Genomic DNA, 19,862 nt, shown 5'->3' on the forward strand with positions numbered 1-19,862 from the left:
CCGTGACGGACTGGATCTCCGGCTGGCTGTCCCGCTCTGACAGCGCGGGACTCAGCACTTCGGAGCAGTCTACAGGGTGCTCAGGAGCGCTTGCGACCGAGGTGTTTCCTGGTCCACTCGACCGCGTCGGCGTATCTGGCCTCGGCGCCGTGCCGCCCCGGGGTGTAGTACTCGCGGTCCTTCAGCGCGTCCGGGGCGTACTGCTGCTGGGCGATGCCCTCCGGCAGGTCGTGCGGATACACGTACCCCTGGGCGTGGCCGAGCTTGGCGGCGCCCTTGTAGTGCCCGTCGCGCAGATGCGCCGGGACCGGGCCGGCCAGGCCCTTGCGTACGTCCTCCCTGGCGGCGCCGATCGCCATGGTCGCCGAGTTGGACTTGGGGGCGAGGGCGAGGGCGATGGTGGCGTGGCTGAGGGTCAGGGCGGCCTCGGGGAAGCCGATCATCGCGACGGCCTGGGCCGCGGCGACCGCGAGGGGCAGCGCGTTCGGATCGGCCAGGCCGATGTCCTCGCTCGCGGAGATCATCAGGCGGCGGGCGATGAAGCGGGGGTCCTCGCCGGCCTCGATCATGCGGGCCAGGTAGTGCAGGGCCGCGTCGACGTCGGAGCCCCTGATGGACTTGATGAGGGCGCTGGCGACGTCGTAGTGCTGGTCGCCGTCGCGGTCGTACGTCACCGCCGCCCGGTCGACCGTCTGCTCCAGCGTCTCCAGGCCGATCTCGCTCTCGCCCTTGTCCAGGGCGGCTCCCGCGGCCGCCTCCAGCGCGGTCAGGGCACGACGGGCGTCGCCGCCGGCGATGCGCAGCAGGTGCTCCTCGGTGTCCTCGGGGAGGCCGACGGCGTCCTTGAGGCCGCGCTCGTCGGTCAGGGCGCGCCTGAGCAGGCCCCGGATGTCCGCGTCGGTGAGGGGTTCGAGGGTCAGCAGGAGGGAGCGGGAGAGCAGGGGGGAGATCACCGAGAAGTACGGGTTCTCGGTCGTGGCCGCGATCAGGGTCACCCAGCGGTTCTCCACCGCCGGGAGCAGGGAGTCCTGCTGGGCCTTGCTGAAGCGGTGGATCTCGTCCAGGAAGAGGACGGTCTCCTTGCCGTAGCCACCGGTGGCGCGGCGGGCGCCGTCGATGACCGCGCGGACCTCCTTGACGCCCGCGGTGATCGCGGAGAGCTCCACGAACCGCTTGTTCGTCGCCTTGGAGACGACGTAGGCGAGGGTGGTCTTGCCGGTGCCCGGCGGGCCCCAGAGGATCACCGAGGACGGTCCGGCCGGGCCGCCGGAGCCCTCGCCGACCAGCCGGCGCAGCGGGGAGCCGGGCTTCAGCAGATGCTGCTGGCCCACGACCTCGTCGAGGGTACGCGGGCGCATCCGCACCGCCAGGGGGCTGGCTGCCGGGTCCGTCTCCTGGCGTTCTTCTGCTGCGGCGGTGAACAGGTCGGGTTCCACGCCCAAAACCCTAAATCACCGCACTGACAACGCGGCCGGGCCGGGCTCAGGCCCAGAGCTGGCTGCCCCAGCGGGTCAGGATCAGCATGGCGATGATGCCGCAGTGCGTGACCGGCACCACCCAGGTGAACTCACCGAGGAAGGACTTCAGCCAGCGGGGGGCCGGCAGGAAGTCGTTGCGGACGTTGAACGAGGTCACGTACCAGAACATGGTGATCGTGGCGACCCAGGCCAGCGAGCACCACAGGCACAGCGCGTTGATCCGGTACAGGGACTGGAACTGCAGCCAGGTGACGAAGCAGACGCCGAAGAGCGTGCCGAAGTTGAAGGTCAGCCAGTACCAGCGCGGGAAGCGGGCACGGGCCAGCAGGCTCATGCCGACGCCGATCACGATGCCGTAGCAGACCAGGCCTAGCCAGGGGTTCGGGAAGCCGAAGGCCGCCGCCTGCTTGCTCTCCATGACACTGCCGCAGGACACGATCGGGTTGACGCTGCACCCCGGCGTGAACGTCTTCCCGGCGAGCTTGGCCTCGAGGATCTTGTTCTTGTCGAGTGTGATGACCCAGGCGGCCAGCAGCCCGGCGGCGCCGGTGATCACCAGCAGCAGGGCGAAGGCGCGGCTGCCGCCCGCCGCGCGCGGGGCGTCGGCGGCACGCTCGGGACCCGGCTCCGTGGAGACGTCGTTGACTGTCGTCTTGCTCATCACGCCGATTCCGTCACTTGAGAGTTGGACCATCTTCGGGCACGGCTCATTGTGCCGCACGCACGTGTGTGTCCACCGTTCGGAGGACATAAGGAGGTACGCACGGTGGTCACGGATCGTTCGGTTCCGGCCGATGCCCGGGGGCGCGACAACACGCGCGAACGAACTCGCCGTGGACGTCCGCGGGCTGGGCAAGCGGTACGGGGGCGGGACCGCGGTGGGACGGGCTCGATCCCGGCATCCGGCGCGGTGAGGTGTTCGGCCTGCTCGGATCGGACGGCGCCGGCCAGGGCACCACGGTGGAGATCCTTCAGGGCGACCGGTCACGGGACGGCGGCGGGGTCCCGGTCCTCGGCGCGGGCCCGACGGCGGGCACGCGCGCGTGGAGGTCCCGTGCCGGAATCGTCTGGCAGGACGAATCCGCGCCCGCGGAGTTGACGGTGCGCGAGACGGTACGGCGCTTCGCCCGCTGCTGCCGCGTTGTCGGTGGTCCCGAGCTGCTGCTTGGACGGGGCCGACCAGTGCTTCGTGGCGCATCGGGCAGAACCGGGAACGGGCCGAGCTGATGGCCGAGTTGGGGGTGGACGACCGGACAGCGGCCGTGACGACCGGTGCGAGGCGGTACGGACTGCCGCAACAGGAGAGGGCGCCGGGAACGCCCGGCGCCCTCTTGCCGTGGCCCGGCTCAGCCGAGCCGGGACTCCAGTTCCGCCACGATCTCGTGCACGCCGATCGCCGTCTGCTCGCCGGAGTCCATGTCCTTGAGCTGGACGACGCCGTCGGCGAGGTCGCGTTCGCCGGCCACGATCGTGTAGCGGGCGCCGCTGCGGTTGGCGTTCTTCATGGCGCCCTTCAGGCCCTTGCCGCCGTACGCGAAGTCCGCCGAGATGCCGACCTTGCGCAGCTCGGTGATCTTCGCGAACAGCACGCGGCGGGCCTCCTCGCCGAGCGGGACGGCGTACACCGACGTCGTGGACGGCAGCTCCAGCTCCACGCCCTCCGCCTCCAGCGCGAGGACCGTGCGGTCGACGCCTAGGGCCCAGCCCACCGACGGCAGCGAAGGGCCGCCGATCATCTCGGACAGGCCGTCGTACCGGCCGCCGCCGCCCACCGCGGACTGCGAGCCCAGGCCGTCGTGGACGAACTCGAAGGTCGTCCGCGTGTAGTAGTCCAGGCCGCGCACCAGCTTCGGGTCGTCCTCGAAGGAGACGCCCGCCGCGGTGATCAGCTCGCGGACCTCCTCGTGGTACGCCTTGCAGGCGTCGCACAGGTAGTCCCGCAGGAGCGGGGCGCCCGTCAGCTGCTTCTGCACCGACTCGCGCTTGTCGTCGAGGACCCGCAGCGGGTTGATGTCGACCCGGCGCCGGGTGTCCTCGTCCAGGTCCAGGCCGTGCAGGAAGTCCTGCAGCGCGGCCCGGTACACCGGACGGCACTCCTTGTCGCCCAGGCTGTTCAGCAGGATCCGGAAGTTGCGCAGCCCCAGGGAGCGGTACGCCTGGTCGGCCAGGATGATCAGCTCGGCGTCCAGCGCCGGGTCCTCCGCGCCGATCGCCTCGGCGCCGACCTGGGAGAAGTGCCGGTAGCGGCCCTTCTGCGGGCGCTCGTAGCGGTACTGCGAGCCCGAGTACCAGACCTTCACCGGGAGGTTGCCCGTCTTGTACAGGTTGGCCTCCAGGACCGCACGCAGCACGGGTGCGGTCGTCTCCGGGCGCAGGGCCAGCTTGTCGCCGCCCTTCGTCTCGAAGACGTACATCTCCTTCGTCACGATGTCGGTGGACTCACCGACGCCGCGCGCGAACAGCTCGACGCTCTCGAAACCGGGCGTCTCGATGTAGCCGTAGCCGGAGCTCCTGAGCGGCGCGGCGATCGCCTCGCGGACGGCGAGGAACTTGGCGCTGTCCGGCGGCAGCAGGTCGTATGTGCCCTTGGGGGCCTTGAAAGTGCTCACGGAATTCTCTCGTCACATTCCTCGTCGGGGAGAGGTGCTCACGTCCGCTCCCTGGCCGGCCGCCACCTGCCGCAGATACGGGTTGGTGGCACGCTCCTGGCCGATGGTCGTCTGGGGGCCGTGGCCGGACAGCACCACGGTGGAGTCGTCGAGCGGCAGGCACACGCGCGCCAGCGACTCGAGCATGTCCTCCATGGATCCGCCCGGCAGGTCGGTGCGTCCGATGGAGCCGGCGAACAGCAGATCCCCGGAGAAGAACACCGACGGGATGTCGGCGGTCTCGGGCATCCGGAAGGTCACCGACCCCCTGGTATGGCCCGGCGCGTGCGCGACGGAGAACTCCAGACCGGCCAGTTCGAGGGTGGTGCCGTGCGTCAGCTCCCGGACGTCGTCCGGCTCCCCCACGGTCAGCTCTCCCATCAGCGGCATCCCGATGGACCGGCCGAGCGACTTCTCGGGGTCGCTCATCATGTACCGGTCCTCGGGGTGGATCCAGGCCGGTACGTCGTGAGCGCCGCAGACCGGGACGACCGAGGCCACGTGGTCGATGTGTCCGTGAGTGAGGACGACGGCGACGGGCTTGAGCCGATGCTTCTTCAGCGTTTCCTCGACGCCTTCGGCGGCCTGGTGGCCGGGGTCGATGATCACGCACTCCTCACCGGCGGCGGGGGCGACGAGATAACAGTTCGTCCCCCAGGCCCCGGCGGGGAACCCGGCAATGAGCACGATCGTCCTTCGTTGTGTCGATACGGGTGGCTACAAGCTGTGGTCCAGAGCCTACCGGCGCTGCCGTTTCCTCAGCGAACCCATATACGGTACGGGGCTACACGCAGCGGTCGGCTCTCGCGAGCACGCACGCGTACCGGTCGACACACGACACGCATGAGGAGAGAACCCGGTGGTCAGCCAGGAGCAGCGGCGGCGTCAGCTCGCCCGGGAGAAGTTCTTGCGGCAGCAGCAGCGGCGCACCCAGGCGCGCCGCAAGGCAGCCGTGCGCAACTCCGTGATCGCGTCGGTGCTGGGCGTGGTCGTGATCGGCAGCGTCGCGCTGTACACGACCGGGGTGCTGAAGAACGACGACAAGAAGGCCAACACCGCGGCCGACGTCACGCCCAGCGCCACACCGACCAGCAAGGCGCCGGACCCGTGCGCGAAGCCGGCGGCCGGCTCGGCGAAGAAGCTGAGCTGGAAGAAGGAGCCGGCGATGGCGATCGACACGTCGGCGAAGTACTCGATGAAGCTCGCCACGACGTGCGGTGACATCGACATCGCGCTGAAGACGGCGGCGGCTCCGCACACCGTGAACTCGTTCAACTTCCTGGCGGGCCAGGGGTACTTCGACCACACCAAGTGCCACCGCCTGACCACGACCGGCATCTACGTGCTCCAGTGCGGCGACCCGCAGGGCACCGGCATGGGCGGGCCGGGCTACACGCTCCCGGACGAGAATCTCAAGGACAAGAGCCTGAAGGGCAACACGTACCCGGCGGGCACGGTGGCGATGGCCAACACCGGTCAGAAGCACACCGGCGGCAGCCAGTTCTTCCTGGTCTACAAGGACAGTCCGTTGCCGCCCAGCTACACACCGTTCGGCACGGTGTCCGAGGCGGGCATGAAGGTGCTGCAGAAGATCGCCGCGGCCGGCGCCCAGGCGGCCGACCCGACCTCCGGCAACACCGCTCCCAACGCGACCGTGGTGATCAACAAGGCGACGGTGGCGAAGTCCTGACACCGTCCTGAACCCCAAGACGGCCAACTGCGGAATTTCGGTCGCGCTGGATGCGGACAGGCAACCCGCTGGTCGCCTATGTTGGCCGTGACGAAACTGTGGACGATGCCCGGGGCGCCGAAGCCCCCGCGGGCATCATGTGGAGGAGGCGCTGTGAGCAGCGACCCGTGGGGCCGCGTCGACGAGACGGGGACCGTGTACGTGCGTACGGCCGACGGCGAGCAGGTCGTCGGCTCCTGGGCGGCCGGCTCCCCTGAGGAGGCGCTGGCCTACTTCGAGCGCAAGTACGAGGGCCTGGTTGTCGAGATCGGCCTCCTCGAGAAGCGAGTACAGACCACCGACCTGTCGGCGAAGGACGCCCAGACCGCGATCGGCCACCTGCGCGAGCAGGTGGACGCGCACCACGCGGTGGGCGATCTGGAAGCCCTCCGGGGACGGCTGGACAAGCTCGTGGAGACCGTCGAGGCGCGCCGCGAGGAGCGCAAGCAGCAGCGGGCCAAGCAGTCCGACGAGGCCCGCAGGGCCAAGGAGGACCTGGTCGCCGAGGCCGAGCAGCTGGCGCAGTCCGACCAGTGGCGGGCCGCCGGTGAGCGGCTGCGGGCGCTGGTGGACACCTGGAAGGGGCTGCCCCGCCTCGACCGCAAGTCCGACGACGAGCTGTGGCATCGGTTCTCGCACGCCCGGTCGGCGTTCTCCAAGCGGCGCAAGGCGCACTTCGCGCAGCTGGACGCGCAGCGCGAGGAGGCCCGCCGGACCAAGGAGCGGCTGGTCGCCGAGGCCGAGGCGCTGTCCGGTTCGACGGACTGGGGTCCGACGGCGGCCCAGTACCGCGACCTGATGGCGCAGTGGAAGGCCGCGGGCCGCGCCCAGCGCGAGCACGAGGACGACCTGTGGAACCGCTTCCGCGGTGCCCAGGACGTGTTCTTCGCCGCCCGCAGCTCGGTGTTCGCCGAGCGGGACGCGGAGCAGTCGGAGAACCTGAAGCTGAAGGAGGAGCTGGCCGAGGAGGCCGAGAAGCTCCTGCCGATCGGTGATCTGAAGTCCGCGCGTGCCGCCTTCCGTTCGATCAACGAGCGCTGGGAGGCCATCGGCCACGTCCCGCGGGACGCGCGTCCGAAGGTCGAGGGCCGGATGCACGCGGTCGAGCGGGCGATGCAGGAGGCCGAGGAGGCCGAGTGGCGCCGGACGAACCCGGAGGCACGCGCGCGTGCCGAGGGCCTGACCGGTCAGCTGCAGGCCGCCGTGGACAAGCTGAGGGCGCAGATCGACCAGGCCCGCGCCCAGGGCAACAGTTCCAAGGCCGACAAGCTGGAGCGAGAGCTGGAGGGCCGCCAGGCGCTCCTGGACCAGGCTCTGAAGGGCCTGCAGGAGTTCGGCGGCTGATTACCCCGTCGCGCACGACGAAGGCCCCGTACGACGCGTACGGGGCCTTCGTCGTGTCTGCTTACGACCGGGAGCGTCCCGACGTCACGCGGTACACGTCGTACACGCCCTCCACGCCCCGTACGGCCTTCAGGACGTGGCCGAGGTGCTTGGGGTCGCCCATCTCGAAGGTGAACCGGGAGGTGGCGACCCGGTCGCGGGAGGTCTGGACGGCCGCGGAGAGGATGTTGACGTGCTGGTCGGACAGGACGCGGGTGACGTCCGACAGCAGGCGGGAGCGGTCCAGGGCCTCGACCTGGATGGCGACGAGGAAGACCGAGGACTGCGTGGGCGCCCACTCGACGTCGAGGATCCGCTCCGGCTCACGGGACAGCGAGTCCACGTTGACGCAGTCGCTGCGGTGAACCGATACACCGCTGCCGCGCGTGACGAAACCGATGATCGGGTCGCCGGGCACGGGCGTGCAGCAGCGGGCCAGCTTGACCCACACGTCGTCGACGCCCTTGACGACGACGCCCGGATCGGCGCTGGAGCGGCGCTTGCGGCCGCGGGTGCGGGACGGCGGGACCGCCTCGTCGATCTCCTCGGTGGCCGCTTCCTCCCCGCCCAGGGCCTGGACGAGTTTCTGCACGATGTTCTGCGCGGAGACGTGGCCTTCGCCGATCGCCGCGTAGAGCGCGGAGATGTCCGAGTAGCGCATCTCGTGGGCGAGCGTGACGAGTGAGTCGCCGGTGAGAATGCGCTGGATCGGCAGGTTCTGCTTGCGCATCGCCCGGACGATCGCGTCCTTGCCCTGCTCGATCGCCTCGTCGCGGCGCTCCTTGGAGAACCAGGCCCGGATCTTGTTGCGCGCCCGCGGCGACTTGACGAAGCCCAGCCAGTCGCGGGACGGCCCGGCGCCGGGTGCCTTGGAGGTGAAGACCTCCACCAAGTCGCCGTTGTCCAGGGTGGATTCGAGCGGGACGAGCCTGCCGTTGACCCGGGCCCCTATGGTGCGGTGGCCGACCTCGGTGTGTACGGCGTACGCGAAGTCGACCGGTGTGGCCCCGGCCGGCAGCGCTATGACATCGCCCTTGGGGGTGAAGACGAAGACCTCGTTGCGGGACAGGTCGAAGCGCAGGGACTCCAGGAACTCGCCGGGGTCCTCGGTCTCCTTCTGCCAGTCCAGCAACTGCCGCAGCCACGCCATGTCGTTGATGGCGTCCTTGTCCTTGCCGGAGGCCTTGGGCACGTCGGTGCGCACCTTGGAGGCGCCGGCGACGGCCTCCTGCTTGTACTTCCAGTGCGCGGCGATGCCGTACTCGGCGCGGCGGTGCATGTCGAAGGTGCGGATCTGCAGTTCGACCGGCTTGCCGTTGGGCCCGATGACCGTCGTGTGCAGCGACTGGTACATGTTGAACTTGGGCATCGCGATGTAGTCCTTGAACCGGCCGGGGACCGGGTTCCATCGCGCGTGCACGGTGCCGAGGGCCGCGTAGCAGTCGCGGACCGTGTCGACGAGGACACGGATACCCACCAGGTCGTAGATCTCGGCGAAGTCGCGGCCCCGCACGATCATCTTCTGGTAGACGCTGTAGTAGTGCTTCGGGCGCCCGGTGACGGTCGCCTTGATCCGGGCGGCGCGGAGATCGGCCTGGACCTCGTCGGTCACTATGGCAAGGTACTCGTCCCTCTTGGGCGCCCGCTCGGCGACGAGCCGCACGATCTCGTCGTACATCTTCGGGTAGAGGATCGCAAAGGCGAGGTCCTCCAGCTCCCATTTGATGGTGTTCATGCCCAGCCGGTGGGCGAGCGGCGCGTAGATCTCGAGGGTCTCGCGCGCCTTCTTCTCCTGCTTCTCGCGCTTGAGGTAGCGCATGGTGCGCATGTTGTGCAGGCGGTCGGCGAGCTTGATGACCAGGACGCGCGGGTCCTTGGCCATCGCTACGACCATCTTGCGCACGGTCTCGGCCTGCGCGGCCTCGCCGAACTTGACCTTGTCCAGCTTGGTGACGCCGTCGACGAGCAGGGCGACCGTGTCGCCGAAGTCGCGGCGCAGCTGGTCGAGGCCGTACTCGGTGTCCTCGACGGTGTCGTGCAGCAGGCCCGCCATGAGGGTGGCCGGGTCCATGCCCAGCTCGGCGAGGATCGTGGTGACGGCGAGCGGATGCGTGATGTACGGGTCGCCGCTCTTGCGCTTCTGGCCGCGGTGCCAGCGCTCGGCGACCTGGTAGGCGCGCTCGATCTGGCGCAGCGTGGAGTTCTCGATCTTGGGGTCGTTGCTGCGCACTATGCGCAGCAGGGGCTCCAGGACCGGGTTGTACGGGTTCGCGCGCTGCACTCCGAGGCGGGCCAGGCGGGCGCGGACGCGGTTGGAGGAGCCGGTGCGGGCGGGCTGGACAGCGGGCTGACGCACCACGGGCGGCTGGACCGGCCGCTCGGCCGGGGCCGGCTTGGGACGCGAGGCCTCGACCGCCTTCTCGACGGGCGCGGACTGGGCGTGCTCGATCGGCCCGCGGGTGTCGTTCTTCGCGTGGGACGCGTTGGACGCGTTCGGCGCGGGCTTGGCCGCGGGCGCCGAGGCGGGCTCGGGCTTGGCGGCGGTCAGGGGCTGGGCCTCGTCTGGCAAGAGGACTCCTCGTGCGCGATCCGGGTCCCCCGGTCAGGCTCCGGAGACCCCATGGTAGCGATCCTGCGGCTGGTCATCGCCTTCAGCCTGAAGTGAGGGCCGTCAACCTGTGCAACGCGGGAGGCTTCCGCTGGATTCCGGGGCGGTGGATTCCGGGTGTTCCAGGGGTGTGCGGCGGGTGTCCGGCGGATGACCCCGGCCTCGCCTTCGGCCCGGTCCGGGAAACACGAAGCGGCCTGCGGCTAAGCCGAGGCCGCTCGTGCAGCGACGCGCTTCAGACCTGGAGCAGTGCCTCCAGCGGAGCCCCACCCAGCGCCGGCGCCAGCCGGGCCCGGCCGCCGAGGAAGCCCAGCTCCATCAGCACGGCAAGCCCCGAGACCTCGGCACCGGCGCGCTCGATCAGCCGGATCGCGGCCTCGGCCGTACCCCCTGTCGCCAGGACGTCGTCCACGATCAGGACCCGGTCACCGGAAGCCAGGTCCTCCGCGTGCACCTCGATCTCCGCCGAGCCGTACTCCAGGTCGTACGCCTGGCGCAGCGTCGCTCCGGGCAGCTTGCCCGCCTTGCGGACCGGGATGAAGCCGAGGCCCGCGCGGACGGCGACCGGGGCACCGAGGATGAACCCCCGGGCCTCCAGCCCGACGACCTTGGTCGCGCCGGTGTCGGCGGCGATGTCGGCCAGTGCGTCGGTGAGCGCCGTGAACGCGGCCGGGTCCGCCAGCAGCGGCGTGATGTCCTTGAACATCACGCCCGGCTCGGGATAGTCGGCGACGTCCCGGATGCGGCTGAGCAGCAGCTCCTGGATGCCGGTCATCGGCGCTTCCCCGAGGGTCGGCCGCGGCCGCGGTTGCGGGACGCGGGCTGGTTGCGGGGGCCCACCACGGCGGGGGCGGCGTCGTCGGAGTCGTCGGCGCCGCGGTCCCCGGCGAGGTCCTCCTCCGCGGTGGCCTGGGCACGCTTGGCCATGACCCGCTTGGTGAGGGCCTTCATCGCCGGCTCGCGCTCCTTCAGGTCGGCGACGAGCGGCGTGGCGATGAAGATCGACGAGTAGGCACCGGCCGCGAGGCCGACGAACAGCGACAGCGAGATGTCGTTCAGCGTGCCGGCGCCGAGGAAGCCACCGCCGATGAACAGCAGGCCCGCGACCGGCAGCAGGGCGACGACCGTGGTGTTGATGGAACGGACCAGGGTGCCGTTGATCGACCGGTTGGCGATGTCGCTGTACGTCCAGCGGTTCTGCTTGGTGATGTCCTTCGTCTGCTCCTTGAGGCTGTCGAAGACGACGACCGTGTCGTAGAGCGAGTAACCGAGGATCGTCAGCAGACCGATGACCGTACCGGGCGTGACCTCGAAGCCGACCAGGGCGTAGATACCGGTCGTGATGGTGATGTCGTGGATCAGCGCGACCAGGGCGGCGATGGCCATGCGCCACTCGAAGGCGATGGCCAGGTAGATCACGACGAGCACCATGAAGATGCCCAGGCCCTCCCAGGCCTTGTTGGCGATCTGCTGGCCCCAGCTCGGGCCGACCAGGTCGGCGGCGAGCTTCTCGGGGTTGAGGTTCAGGTCCTTGGCCAGTTCCTGCTTGATCTTGTCGGACTGGCCGGTGTCGATGCCGGCGATCTGGATGCGCAGGCTGCCGTTGCCGAGCTTCTGCACGATCGCCTCGTGGCCGGAGGCGTCCTTGGCGTAGGTCTCCGCCTGGGTCACCGAGGCGCTCATGTGGGTCGGCGTGGTGAAGACCGCGCCGCCCTTGAACTCGATGCCCATGTTCAGCCCGCGCACCGCCAGGCCGACGATGGCCGTGATGGTGATCAGGATGGAGATGCCGTACCAGATCTTGCGCTTGCCGACGAAGTCGTACGAGATCTCGCCGCGGTGCAGTCGAGCGCCGAGGTTGCCGAGTTTCGACATCGCTCAGGCCTCCTTCGGGTCGACAGGGCCGGCGGCGGGGCCGGCGGGGCGGCGGGTGCGGCGCAGCGGTGGCTTGGCACCGAGGCTCTTCGGGTCGAGACCGGACCACTTGTGGCCGCTCGCGAAGAACCTGCGGCGGGCGAGGAGTGTCATCAGGGGCTTGGTGAACAGGAAGACGACGACGACGTCGAGCACGGTGGTCAGGCCGAGGGTGAACGCGAAGCCCTGGACCTTGCCGACGGTCACGATGAACAGGACGGCGGCGGCCAGGAACGACACGAAGTCGGAGACGAGGACGGTGCGCCGGGCGCGCGGCCAGGCCCGCTCGACGGCGGGGCGCAGCGAGCGGCCCTCGCGGATCTCGTCCCGGATGCGTTCGAAGTACACGATGAACGAGTCGGCGGTGATACCGATGGCGACGATGGCACCACAGACGGCCGGCAGGTTCAGCGCGAAGCCGATGGTCGGGCCGAGCAGCGACATGATCACGTAGGTGAGGACCGCCGAGACCAGCAGCGACGCCATGGCGACGACCGACAGACCGCGGTAGTAGACGACCAGGTAGATCACGACCAGGGCGAGGCCGATCGCGCCGGCGAGCAGACCGGCGTGCAGCTGCTCACCGCCGAGCGCGGCGGTGACCGTGGTGACGGACTGCTCCTGGAAGGAGAGCGGCAGGGCGCCGTAGGACAGCATGTTGGCGAGGCTCTGGGCGTCCTGCTGGGTGAAGCTGCCGGAGATCTCCGCCTGGCCACCGGTGATGGCCTGCTGCACGAACGGGCTGGAGACGACCTCGCCGTCGAGGACGATGCCGAACTCGTTCTGCGGGGACTGGTTCTTCGCCAGCTCACCGGTGACGTCGGCGAACTTCTTGGCGCCGCTGCCGGTGAAGGTCATCTGGACCTGCCAGCCGGAGGCGCCCTGGGTGTCGAAGACGGCCTGCGCCTTCTTCACCTCGGTGCCGTCGACGGCGGCCGGGCCGAGCACGTACTTGTACCAGACCTTCTTGATCTGGCCGCAGGCGATCGTGGGCTCGCCGGGCTTGGCGGCGCCTCCGACCTTGGCGCGCTCGGCGGGCTTGGTGCAGTCCAGGGCGGCGTACTGGGCCTGGAGCTTGGCGGCGGCGGTGCCGGCGCTGGAGGAGGCCGAGGGGGTGGCCGACGGCTTGGCGCTGCCGGAGGCGGTCGCGTTCGGGGTGGGGGTGGACCCGGCCTTCAGCGCGTCGGTGACGGCGCGGCCCTGGGAGGTCGCCGAGGCCGTGGGGGACGCGGTGGAGGACGAGGACGCCTTCTCCTTCGAGGAGGAGGGGGAGGGGCTCGTACTCGGCTTCGGCGAGGAGCTGCCGCTGGGGGACGCGCTCGGCGACGGGCTCTGCGCCGCGGCACCGCTCGGCTCGCTGGCCAGGACCGGGCGGAAGTACAGCTTGGCGGTGGTGCCGACCTGCTGCTGGGCTTCCTTGGAGTTGGTGCCCTTGGGGATGTTGACGATGATGTTGTCGTTCCCCTGGGTCTGCACCTCCGCCTCGGAGACGCCGAGGCCGTTGACACGGCGGTTCATGATGTCGACCGCGGTGTCCATGTTGGCCTTGTTGATCGCGGACCCCTGGTCGGCCTTCGCCTTGAGCGTGATGCTCGTACCACCGGCGAGGTCGATGCCGAGACGCGGAGTGGTGTTCCCGGAGAGGAACATGCCTCCGGTGAGCGCCACGATGGCGATCAGGATGAGGGCCAGCGAGCGCCCTGGCTTGCTCTGGGCGCTCGCGCTCCGGCCCCTCTTAGGTGCTGCCACCTTCTCGTACTCCCTCTCGGGCCGCCCCACGCGGTCGGCGCGGTCGGCCATGACATGGTGTCGGGCTGTTCCGTGCGGGAAACAGACGCCCGGTGGTGCGCGGGGCGCGATCACGCCGCGCGGCGCACCACCGGGGCGTGACTACTTCGCGTCGGAGTCGCCGTCGGTTTTCTTCGGCTCGTCGTCCGCCTTGGCCTCGGCGGCCTCGGCCGCGTCGGTGCCGTCCTCGTCGGCTTCCTTCTTACCGAGGTCGACGGCCTTGTCGTCGGAGGCGGCGGCAGCGGGCGAGTCGGACTCGTCGGTCTCGATGAGGGAGGAGGCGTCGTCCGGGACGATGTCGGCGTCGGACTTCAGGTCGTGCTCGATGCCGTGCACGATGCGGTTGTACTCGTCGTCGGTGAGTACGGCGCCGATCGCGTTCTTGGCGAAGAGGAGCTCGACGCCCGGGCCGGCGTCGAGGAGGACCGTGTCCTCGTTGACCTCCTTGACCGTCGCGTACATCCCCCCGATCGTGCGGACGCCAGAGCCGGGCTGCATCTCGTTCCGCATACTGGCAGCCTGCTGCTGCTTCTTCTTGGCCGAGCGCGTCATCAGGAACATGGCCGCGATGAGCACAATGAACGGGAGAAGGGTAAAGGCATTCACGGGACGGAAATTTCCTTCGCGCGACCGCGCGTGTGAGCGGCCTGTTGGATGGGGGCTGGTCGGCGCCGCCCGCAAAGGCGGCATCGGCGGAGTCTAAGCGAGTCCGCGCGCATGGAACAACGCTCAGCATGGCACCTGAGTTCCTGCCCGGGCCAATGCCCCGGCCGTCACGAAGGCATCACGGCGCCGTCAGGCCCCGAACAGGTCCTGTTGTCCGTTACCGCCGGTCACCGAGCGGGGCGGGGTGAGACCGAGGTGCGCCCAGGCGGCGGGGGTGGCGACGCGGCCGCGGGGGGTGCGGGCGAGCAGTCCTTCCCGGACCAGGAAGGGTTCGGCGACCTCCTCGACGGTCTCCCGCTCCTCCCCCACGGCGACGGCGAGCGTGGACAGGCCGACCGGGCCGCCGCCGAAGAGCTTCAGCAGGGCCTCAAGGACGGCGCGGTCGAGGCGGTCGAGGCCGCGCGCGTCGACCTCGTAGACCGCGAGGGCGGCAGCGGCGATGTCGCGGGTGATCAGTCCGTCCGCCTTGACCTGCGCGTAGTCGCGGACGCGGCGCAGCAGGCGGTTGGCGATACGGGGCGTGCCGCGGGAGCGGCCGGCGATCTCGGCGGCGCCGTCCGGCTCGATCTCGACGTCCAGCAGGTGCGCCGAGCGGTGCACGACCCGCTCCAGTTCGTGCGGCTCGTAGAACTCCATGTGCGCGGTGAAGCCGAAGCGGTCGCGCAGCGGGGGCGGCAGCAGGCCCGCGCGCGTGGTCGCGCCGACCAGGGTGAACGGCGGCAGCTCCAGCGGGATGGCGGTGGCGCCGGGGCCCTTGCCGACGATGACGTCGACGCGGAAGTCCTCCATCGCCATGTACAGCATCTCCTCGGCGGGCCGGGACATGCGGTGGATCTCGTCGAGGAAGAGGACCTCTCCCTCCTGGAGGGAGGAGAGGATCGCGGCGAGGTCGCCGGCGTGCTGGATGGCGGGGCCGGAGGTGATGCGGATGGGGGCGCCCATCTCGGCCGCGATGATCATCGACAGGGTGGTCTTGCCGAGGCCGGGCGCGCCGGAGAGCAGTACGTGGTCAGCGGTGGCACCACGCGCGCGTGCGGCCCGCAGGACGAGGTCGAGCTGTTCGCGGACCTTCTCCTGGCCGATGAACTCGCCGAGGTCCTTGGGGCGCAGCGCGGCCTCGACGGCCTGGTCCTCCCGGTCGGCGGACGGACCGACGAGCCGCTCGGTGGCGGGGGTGTCGGTCGTGTCGTCCCAGTTCATGGAATGTGCCTCGATCGTCGTGGGGTCAGCGGGCGCGGTTCAGGGTCTGCAGGGCGGCCTTCAGCAGCTGCCCGACCTGCGGGGTGCCGCCGGCGGCCTCGGCCTGGGGCGCCACCGCGGCGACGGCCTCGTCCGCCTCGCGGGTGGCGTAGCCGAGGCCGATGAGGGCCGCGTGCAGCTGGTCGCGCCAGCCCTGGGTGACCGGCACGCCGATCGCGGGGGCGCCGATGGGCTCGCCGAGCCGGTCCTTCAGCTCCAGCAGCAGCTTCTGCGCGCCCTTCTTGCCGATGCCGGGGACGGCGGTGAGGGCCTTCTCGTCGGCGGTGGCGACGGCGCGGCGCAGCGCGTCCGGGGTGTGCACGGCGAGCATGGCCTGGGCCAGGCGCGGGCCGACGCCGCTCGCGGTCTGGAGCAGTTCGAAGGTCTGGCGCTCGTCGTCGTCGGCGAAGCCGTACAGGGTCAGCGAGTCCTCGCGGACGACGAGCGAGGTGTGCAGCTTGGCGGGCTGACCCATGCGGAGCGTGGACAGCGTGTTCGGCGTGCACTGGACGGCCATGCCGACGCCGCCGACCTCGACGACCGCGGCGTCGGGGGCGAGCGCGGCGACCGTGCCGCTGACGAAGGCGATCATGCCGTACGGCCTTTCGTTGCGTTGAGGGAGTGACGGGCGACCGCCTGCTGCAGCCGGTTCTGGGCGGGCGCGCGCCAGATGTGGCAGATGGCGAGCGCGAGGGCGTCGGCGGCGTCGGCCGGCTTGGGTGGCGCGGAGAGCCGGAGCAGCCGGGTGACCATGGCGCCGACCTGCGCCTTGTCGGCGCGTCCGGTGCCGGTGACCGCCGCCTTGACCTCGCTGGGGGTGTGCAGGGCGACGGGGATGCCACGCCGGGCGGCGCACAGCATCGCGACGGCGCTGGCCTGGGCCGTGCCCATCACCGTGCGCACGTTGTGCTGGCTGAAGACGCGCTCCACGGCGACGAACTCGGGCCGGTGCTCGTCCAGCCACTGCTCGATGCCCTGCTCGACGGCGAGGAGGCGGTGGCCGAGATCGGCGTCCGCGGGGGTGCGGACGACGCCGACGCCGAGCATGGTGAGCGGCCGCCCCGCGATCCCCTCGACCACGCCGACACCGCACCGGGTCAGCCCGGGGTCCACCCCCAGTACGCGCACGCGCCCCTCCTCCGATCGGCTGCCGATCGCCTGTTCGTGCAGGCTATCGGGTGCCACTGACAAAGCGACGGGCCGACGGGGTGTGTCCCGTCGGCCCGTCGGCAAGCCGTGCGCGTTACGCGTCGACCTTCTCCATGATCTCGTCGCTCACGTCGAAGTTCGCGAAGACGTTCTGCACGTCGTCGCTGTCCTCGAGCGCGTCGATCAGCTTGAAGATCTTCTTGGCGCCCTCCTCGTCCAGTTCGACCTGGACGGACGGCACGAAGCTGGACTCGGCCGAGTCGTAGTCGATGCCGGCCTCCTGGAGGGCGGTGCGGACCGCGACCAGGTCGGTGGCCTCGCTGATGACCTCGAAGGTCTCGCCGAGGTCGTTGACCTCCTCGGCGCCCGCGTCCAGGACGGCACCGAGCACGTCGTCCTCGGACAGCCCGCCCTTGGGGACGATGACGACGCCCTTGCGGCTGAACATGTACGACACGGAGCCCGGGTCCGCCATGTTGCCGCCGTTGCGGGTCATGGCGACCCGGACGTCGGAGGCGGCGCGGTTGCGGTTGTCGGTGAGGCACTCGATGAGCACGGCGACGCCGTTGGGGCCGTAGCCCTCGTACATGATCGTCTCGTAGTCGGCGCCGCCGGCCTCGAGACCACCGCCGCGCTTGATCGCGGAGTCGATGTTCTTGTTCGGGACCGACTGCTTCTTGGCCTTCTGGACGGCGTCGTAGAGCGTCGGGTTGCCATCGAGGTCGACGCCGCCCATCCGGGCCGCGACCTCGATGTTCTTGATGAGCTTCGCGAAGAGCTTGCCGCGCTTGGCGTCGATCACGGCCTTCTTGTGCTTCGTCGTAGCCCATTTAGAGTGGCCGGACATCTGCCTGTCTCCTTCGCGTAACCCATCCATGTACGAACGTCAGAGATCCTACAAGGACTCTCACGTACGGTTGGCGCGCACCATGTCCACGAACAGGGCGTGCACACGGTGGTCACCGGTCAGTTCCGGGTGGAACGACGTGGCGAGCGCGTTGCCCTGACGGACGGCCACGATGTGGCCATCGTGCTCGGCGAGCACCTCGGCGTCGGCGCCCACGGACTCGACCCAGGGCGCGCGGATGAAGACGCCCTCCACAGGATCGCCCGCGACGCCCTTCACGTCGACCGCGGCCTCGAACGACTCGTTCTGGCGGCCGAAGGCGTTGCGGCGCACGATCATGTCGATGCCGCCGATCGTCTCCTGGCCCGAGCGCGGGTCGAGGATCTTGTCGGCGAGCATGATCATGCCCGCGCAGGTGCCGTAGACGGGCATGCCGGCCCGCACGCGCGCGCGAAGGGGCTCCATCACGCCGAACAGGATGGCCAGCTTGGAGATGGTGGTGGACTCACCGCCGGGCAGGACGAGGCCGTCGACCTCGGCGAGTTCCTCGGGGCGCCGCACCGGCCTGGCCACGGCGTCCGCCGCGGCCAGGGCGATGAGGTGCTCCCGTACGTCGCCCTGGAGGGCCAGGACGCCTATGACAGGAGTGTTCATGGGGTTCAGTACCTGAGGTCCGTGAAGGTCCGTACCTGTGTGCTTTACCAGCCGCGGTTGGCGTAGCGCTCGGTCTCGGGGAGGGTGTCGCAGTTGATGCCGACCATGGCCTCGCCGAGGTTGCGGGACGCGTCCGCGATGATCTTCGGGTCGTCGTAGAAGGTGGTGGCCTTCACGATGGCGGCGGCGCGCTTGGCCGGGTCGCCGGACTTGAAGATGCCGGAGCCGACGAACACGCCCTCGGCGCCGAGCTGGCGCATCAGGGCCGCGTCGGCCGGAGTGGCCACGCCGCCGGCGGAGAAGAGGACGACCGGGAGCTTGCCCAGCTCGGCGACCTCCTTGACCAGCTCGTACGGGGCGCGCAGCTCCTTGGCGGCGGCGTACAGCTCGTGGTTGTCGAAGCCGCGCAGCTTGGCGATCTCGTTCTTGATCTGGCGCAGGTGGCGGACGGCCTCGACGACGTTGCCGGTGCCGGCCTCGCCCTTGGAGCGGATCATCGCGGCGCCCTCCGCGATGCGGCGCAGGGCCTCGCCCAGGTTGGTGGCACCGCACACGAAGGGGGTGGTGAAGGCCCACTTGTCGGAGTGGTTGACCTCGTCGGCCGGGGTGAGGACCTCGGACTCGTCGATGTAGTCCACGCCGAGGGACTGCAGGACCTGGGCCTCGACGAAGTGGCCGATGCGGGACTTGGCCATGACCGGGATCGAGACGGCGTCGATGATGCCCTCGATCATGTCCGGGTCGGACATGCGGGCCACGCCGCCGTCCTTGCGGATGTCGGCCGGGACCCGCTCCAGGGCCATGACGGCGACGGCGCCCGCGTCCTCGGCGATCTTCGCCTGCTCCGGCGTGACGACGTCCATGATCACGCCGCCCTTGAGCTGCTCGGCCATGCCGCGCTTCACGCGGGCGGTGCCGGTCTCGGGAGCCTGGTTCTCGATGGTGGACACGGGTGACCTCACTGAAGGGAAAGAGGGTTTCTGCACCGACGAGGAAACGCGAGTGGACCAGGCCACAGCAAGGGCCAATGGCAAGCCGGTGGATCCTTTTCGTCCGGGAAGGGTTCTTCCCGGGGTTCAGGACACCCGCTCCACCAGGGCCGCGGGGGGCTCGTCGTCCATCTCGAAGGCCAGCGGGAACGGGGCGTGGCCGGCCAGCCGGAACCAGCGGACCTTGCGGTGCTCGCGCAGCCTGCGGGCGGCGCCCACCGCGTCGTTGTGGAAGCGGCGGGCCATCGGGACCCGGCGGACGGCCTCGGCCAGCTCATGGGCCGCCTGCTCGCCGCCCGGGGCCTCGCGTACGGCCTCCACCTGGGCCGGTTCCGCGAAGACCGCGCGCAGCGCCTGGCTCAGTTCGCTCTCGGCGACCTCCCGCTGCTCCTCCTCGGCCTGACGGGCGGCGTGCGCGGCCTCGTACAGCACGATCGAGGCGGCCGGGTCCAGCACACCCGAGGTGGCCAGTTCCTGCGCCACCGAGGCCCGGCGCAGCAGCTGTGCGTCGAGCGCGGCCCGGGCGGCGTCCATCCGCACGTGCAGCCGGTCCAGCCGCCCGGCCGTCCAGCTCAGGTACACGCCGATCGCCAGGAGGGCGACGAGGATCCAGATGAGGGTTGCGGTCACGCCGGAAGGCTATCGGCTGCGCACGAGCACCCTTCCCGGCAATCCCGTCCCGACTCCACCCGCGCTCCAGCGCGCTCGCGACCGGGGCCGCCGTTGGTGCGGAACGGCACGGGGTTACGGCTGACGCCCGCGCAGAGCGG

At 70.3% G+C, this 19,862-nt stretch carries 18 protein-coding genes and 1 pseudogene; 3 read left to right on the forward strand and 16 right to left on the reverse strand.

The genetic code is table 11. From position 1 onward, the window contains the following. Positions 1-80: 80 nt before the first annotated feature. Positions 81-1,436 carry a replication-associated recombination protein A gene (locus AB0D93_RS39130; protein WP_362130712.1) on the reverse strand — a complete coding sequence of 452 codons (1,356 nt, stop codon included), beginning with the start codon at positions 1,434-1,436 and terminating at the stop codon, positions 81-83. A 46-nt stretch (positions 1,437-1,482) separates the two neighbouring features. Further along, entirely contained in the window at positions 1,483-2,139 is a 657-nt protein-coding gene (locus tag AB0D93_RS39135) for a vitamin K epoxide reductase family protein (protein WP_362130715.1), read from the reverse strand. Between the two features lie 133 nt (positions 2,140-2,272). Here AB0D93_RS39135 and AB0D93_RS39140 point away from each other — a divergent pair. After that, positions 2,273-2,609 (forward strand): annotated as a pseudogene (locus AB0D93_RS39140) (ATP-binding cassette domain-containing protein); the annotation flags it as partial. A 215-nt stretch (positions 2,610-2,824) separates the two neighbouring features. On the opposite strand, the gene hisS reads toward AB0D93_RS39140, so the two are convergent. Both hisS and AB0D93_RS39150 read right to left on the reverse strand, forming a co-directional pair. Further along, the gene (gene hisS / locus AB0D93_RS39145; protein WP_362130718.1) at positions 2,825-4,087 is read right to left on the reverse strand and encodes a histidine--tRNA ligase; all 1,263 of its coding nucleotides are present in this window, start codon (positions 4,085-4,087) and stop codon (positions 2,825-2,827) included. Between the two features lie 12 nt (positions 4,088-4,099). Beyond that, the gene (locus tag AB0D93_RS39150) at positions 4,100-4,813 is read right to left on the reverse strand and encodes an MBL fold metallo-hydrolase (RefSeq protein WP_362130721.1); all 714 of its coding nucleotides are present in this window, start codon (positions 4,811-4,813) and stop codon (positions 4,100-4,102) included. Positions 4,814-4,985: 172 nt separating this feature from the next. Between AB0D93_RS39150 and AB0D93_RS39155 the strand changes: the two genes are divergently transcribed. Both AB0D93_RS39155 and AB0D93_RS39160 read left to right on the forward strand, forming a co-directional pair. Next, positions 4,986-5,816 carry a peptidylprolyl isomerase gene (locus tag AB0D93_RS39155; RefSeq protein ID WP_362130724.1) on the forward strand — a complete coding sequence of 277 codons (831 nt, stop codon included), beginning with the start codon at positions 4,986-4,988 and terminating at the stop codon, positions 5,814-5,816. A gap of 153 nt (positions 5,817-5,969) precedes the next feature. Then, positions 5,970-7,199 (forward strand): DUF349 domain-containing protein, encoded by a 1,230-nt coding sequence (locus tag AB0D93_RS39160; protein ID WP_362130727.1) that lies wholly within the window; start codon positions 5,970-5,972, stop codon positions 7,197-7,199. A 61-nt stretch (positions 7,200-7,260) separates the two neighbouring features. Here AB0D93_RS39160 and relA read toward each other — a convergent pair whose 3' ends face one another. From relA to AB0D93_RS39220, 12 genes are all read right to left on the reverse strand, one after another. Next, positions 7,261-9,807, reverse strand: coding sequence for a GTP pyrophosphokinase (gene relA / locus AB0D93_RS39165; RefSeq protein ID WP_362130730.1), 2,547 nt, complete (start codon positions 9,805-9,807; stop codon positions 7,261-7,263). 274 nt (positions 9,808-10,081) lie between these two features. Continuing rightward, positions 10,082-10,621: an adenine phosphoribosyltransferase gene (locus AB0D93_RS39170; protein WP_362130733.1), complete on the reverse strand. Its 540-nt coding sequence runs from the start codon at positions 10,619-10,621 to the stop codon at positions 10,082-10,084. Next, a complete protein-coding gene (secF, locus tag AB0D93_RS39175) occupies positions 10,618-11,721 on the reverse strand; it encodes a protein translocase subunit SecF (RefSeq protein ID WP_362130736.1) in 1,104 nt (367 codons plus the stop codon). Before secF ends, AB0D93_RS39170 begins: the two co-directional genes overlap by 4 nt. Before the next feature lie 3 nt (positions 11,722-11,724). Further along, positions 11,725-13,509: a protein translocase subunit SecD gene (gene secD / locus AB0D93_RS39180; RefSeq protein WP_362130776.1), complete on the reverse strand. Its 1,785-nt coding sequence runs from the start codon at positions 13,507-13,509 to the stop codon at positions 11,725-11,727. A 141-nt stretch (positions 13,510-13,650) separates the two neighbouring features. Continuing rightward, positions 13,651-14,154, reverse strand: a complete 504-nt coding sequence (gene yajC, locus AB0D93_RS39185; RefSeq protein ID WP_362130739.1) for a preprotein translocase subunit YajC — start codon at positions 14,152-14,154, stop codon at positions 13,651-13,653. Between the two features lie 189 nt (positions 14,155-14,343). After that, positions 14,344-15,414 (reverse strand): Holliday junction branch migration DNA helicase RuvB, encoded by a 1,071-nt coding sequence (gene ruvB, locus AB0D93_RS39190; protein WP_362130742.1) that lies wholly within the window; start codon positions 15,412-15,414, stop codon positions 14,344-14,346. A gap of 25 nt (positions 15,415-15,439) precedes the next feature. Next, entirely contained in the window at positions 15,440-16,045 is a 606-nt protein-coding gene (gene ruvA / locus AB0D93_RS39195) for a Holliday junction branch migration protein RuvA (RefSeq protein WP_362130745.1), read from the reverse strand. Next, a complete protein-coding gene (gene ruvC, locus AB0D93_RS39200) occupies positions 16,042-16,581 on the reverse strand; it encodes a crossover junction endodeoxyribonuclease RuvC (RefSeq protein ID WP_362130748.1) in 540 nt (179 codons plus the stop codon). Before ruvC ends, ruvA begins: the two co-directional genes overlap by 4 nt. A 115-nt stretch (positions 16,582-16,696) precedes the next feature. Beyond that, complete coding sequence (locus AB0D93_RS39205) at positions 16,697-17,449, reverse strand: YebC/PmpR family DNA-binding transcriptional regulator (RefSeq protein ID WP_362130751.1); 753 nt, start codon at positions 17,447-17,449, stop codon at positions 16,697-16,699. Between the two features lie 60 nt (positions 17,450-17,509). After that, complete coding sequence (gene pdxT / locus AB0D93_RS39210; protein WP_362130754.1) at positions 17,510-18,103, reverse strand: pyridoxal 5'-phosphate synthase glutaminase subunit PdxT; 594 nt, start codon at positions 18,101-18,103, stop codon at positions 17,510-17,512. Positions 18,104-18,147: 44 nt separating this feature from the next. Beyond that, positions 18,148-19,053: a pyridoxal 5'-phosphate synthase lyase subunit PdxS gene (gene pdxS, locus AB0D93_RS39215; RefSeq protein ID WP_069781943.1), complete on the reverse strand. Its 906-nt coding sequence runs from the start codon at positions 19,051-19,053 to the stop codon at positions 18,148-18,150. A gap of 126 nt (positions 19,054-19,179) precedes the next feature. Beyond that, the gene (locus AB0D93_RS39220; protein WP_362130758.1) at positions 19,180-19,722 is read right to left on the reverse strand and encodes a hypothetical protein; all 543 of its coding nucleotides are present in this window, start codon (positions 19,720-19,722) and stop codon (positions 19,180-19,182) included. Positions 19,723-19,862 lie beyond the last annotated feature (140 nt).

This window comes from Streptomyces sp. NPDC048191, assembly GCF_040652655.1.
Classification (GTDB): domain Bacteria; phylum Actinomycetota; class Actinomycetes; order Streptomycetales; family Streptomycetaceae; genus Streptomyces.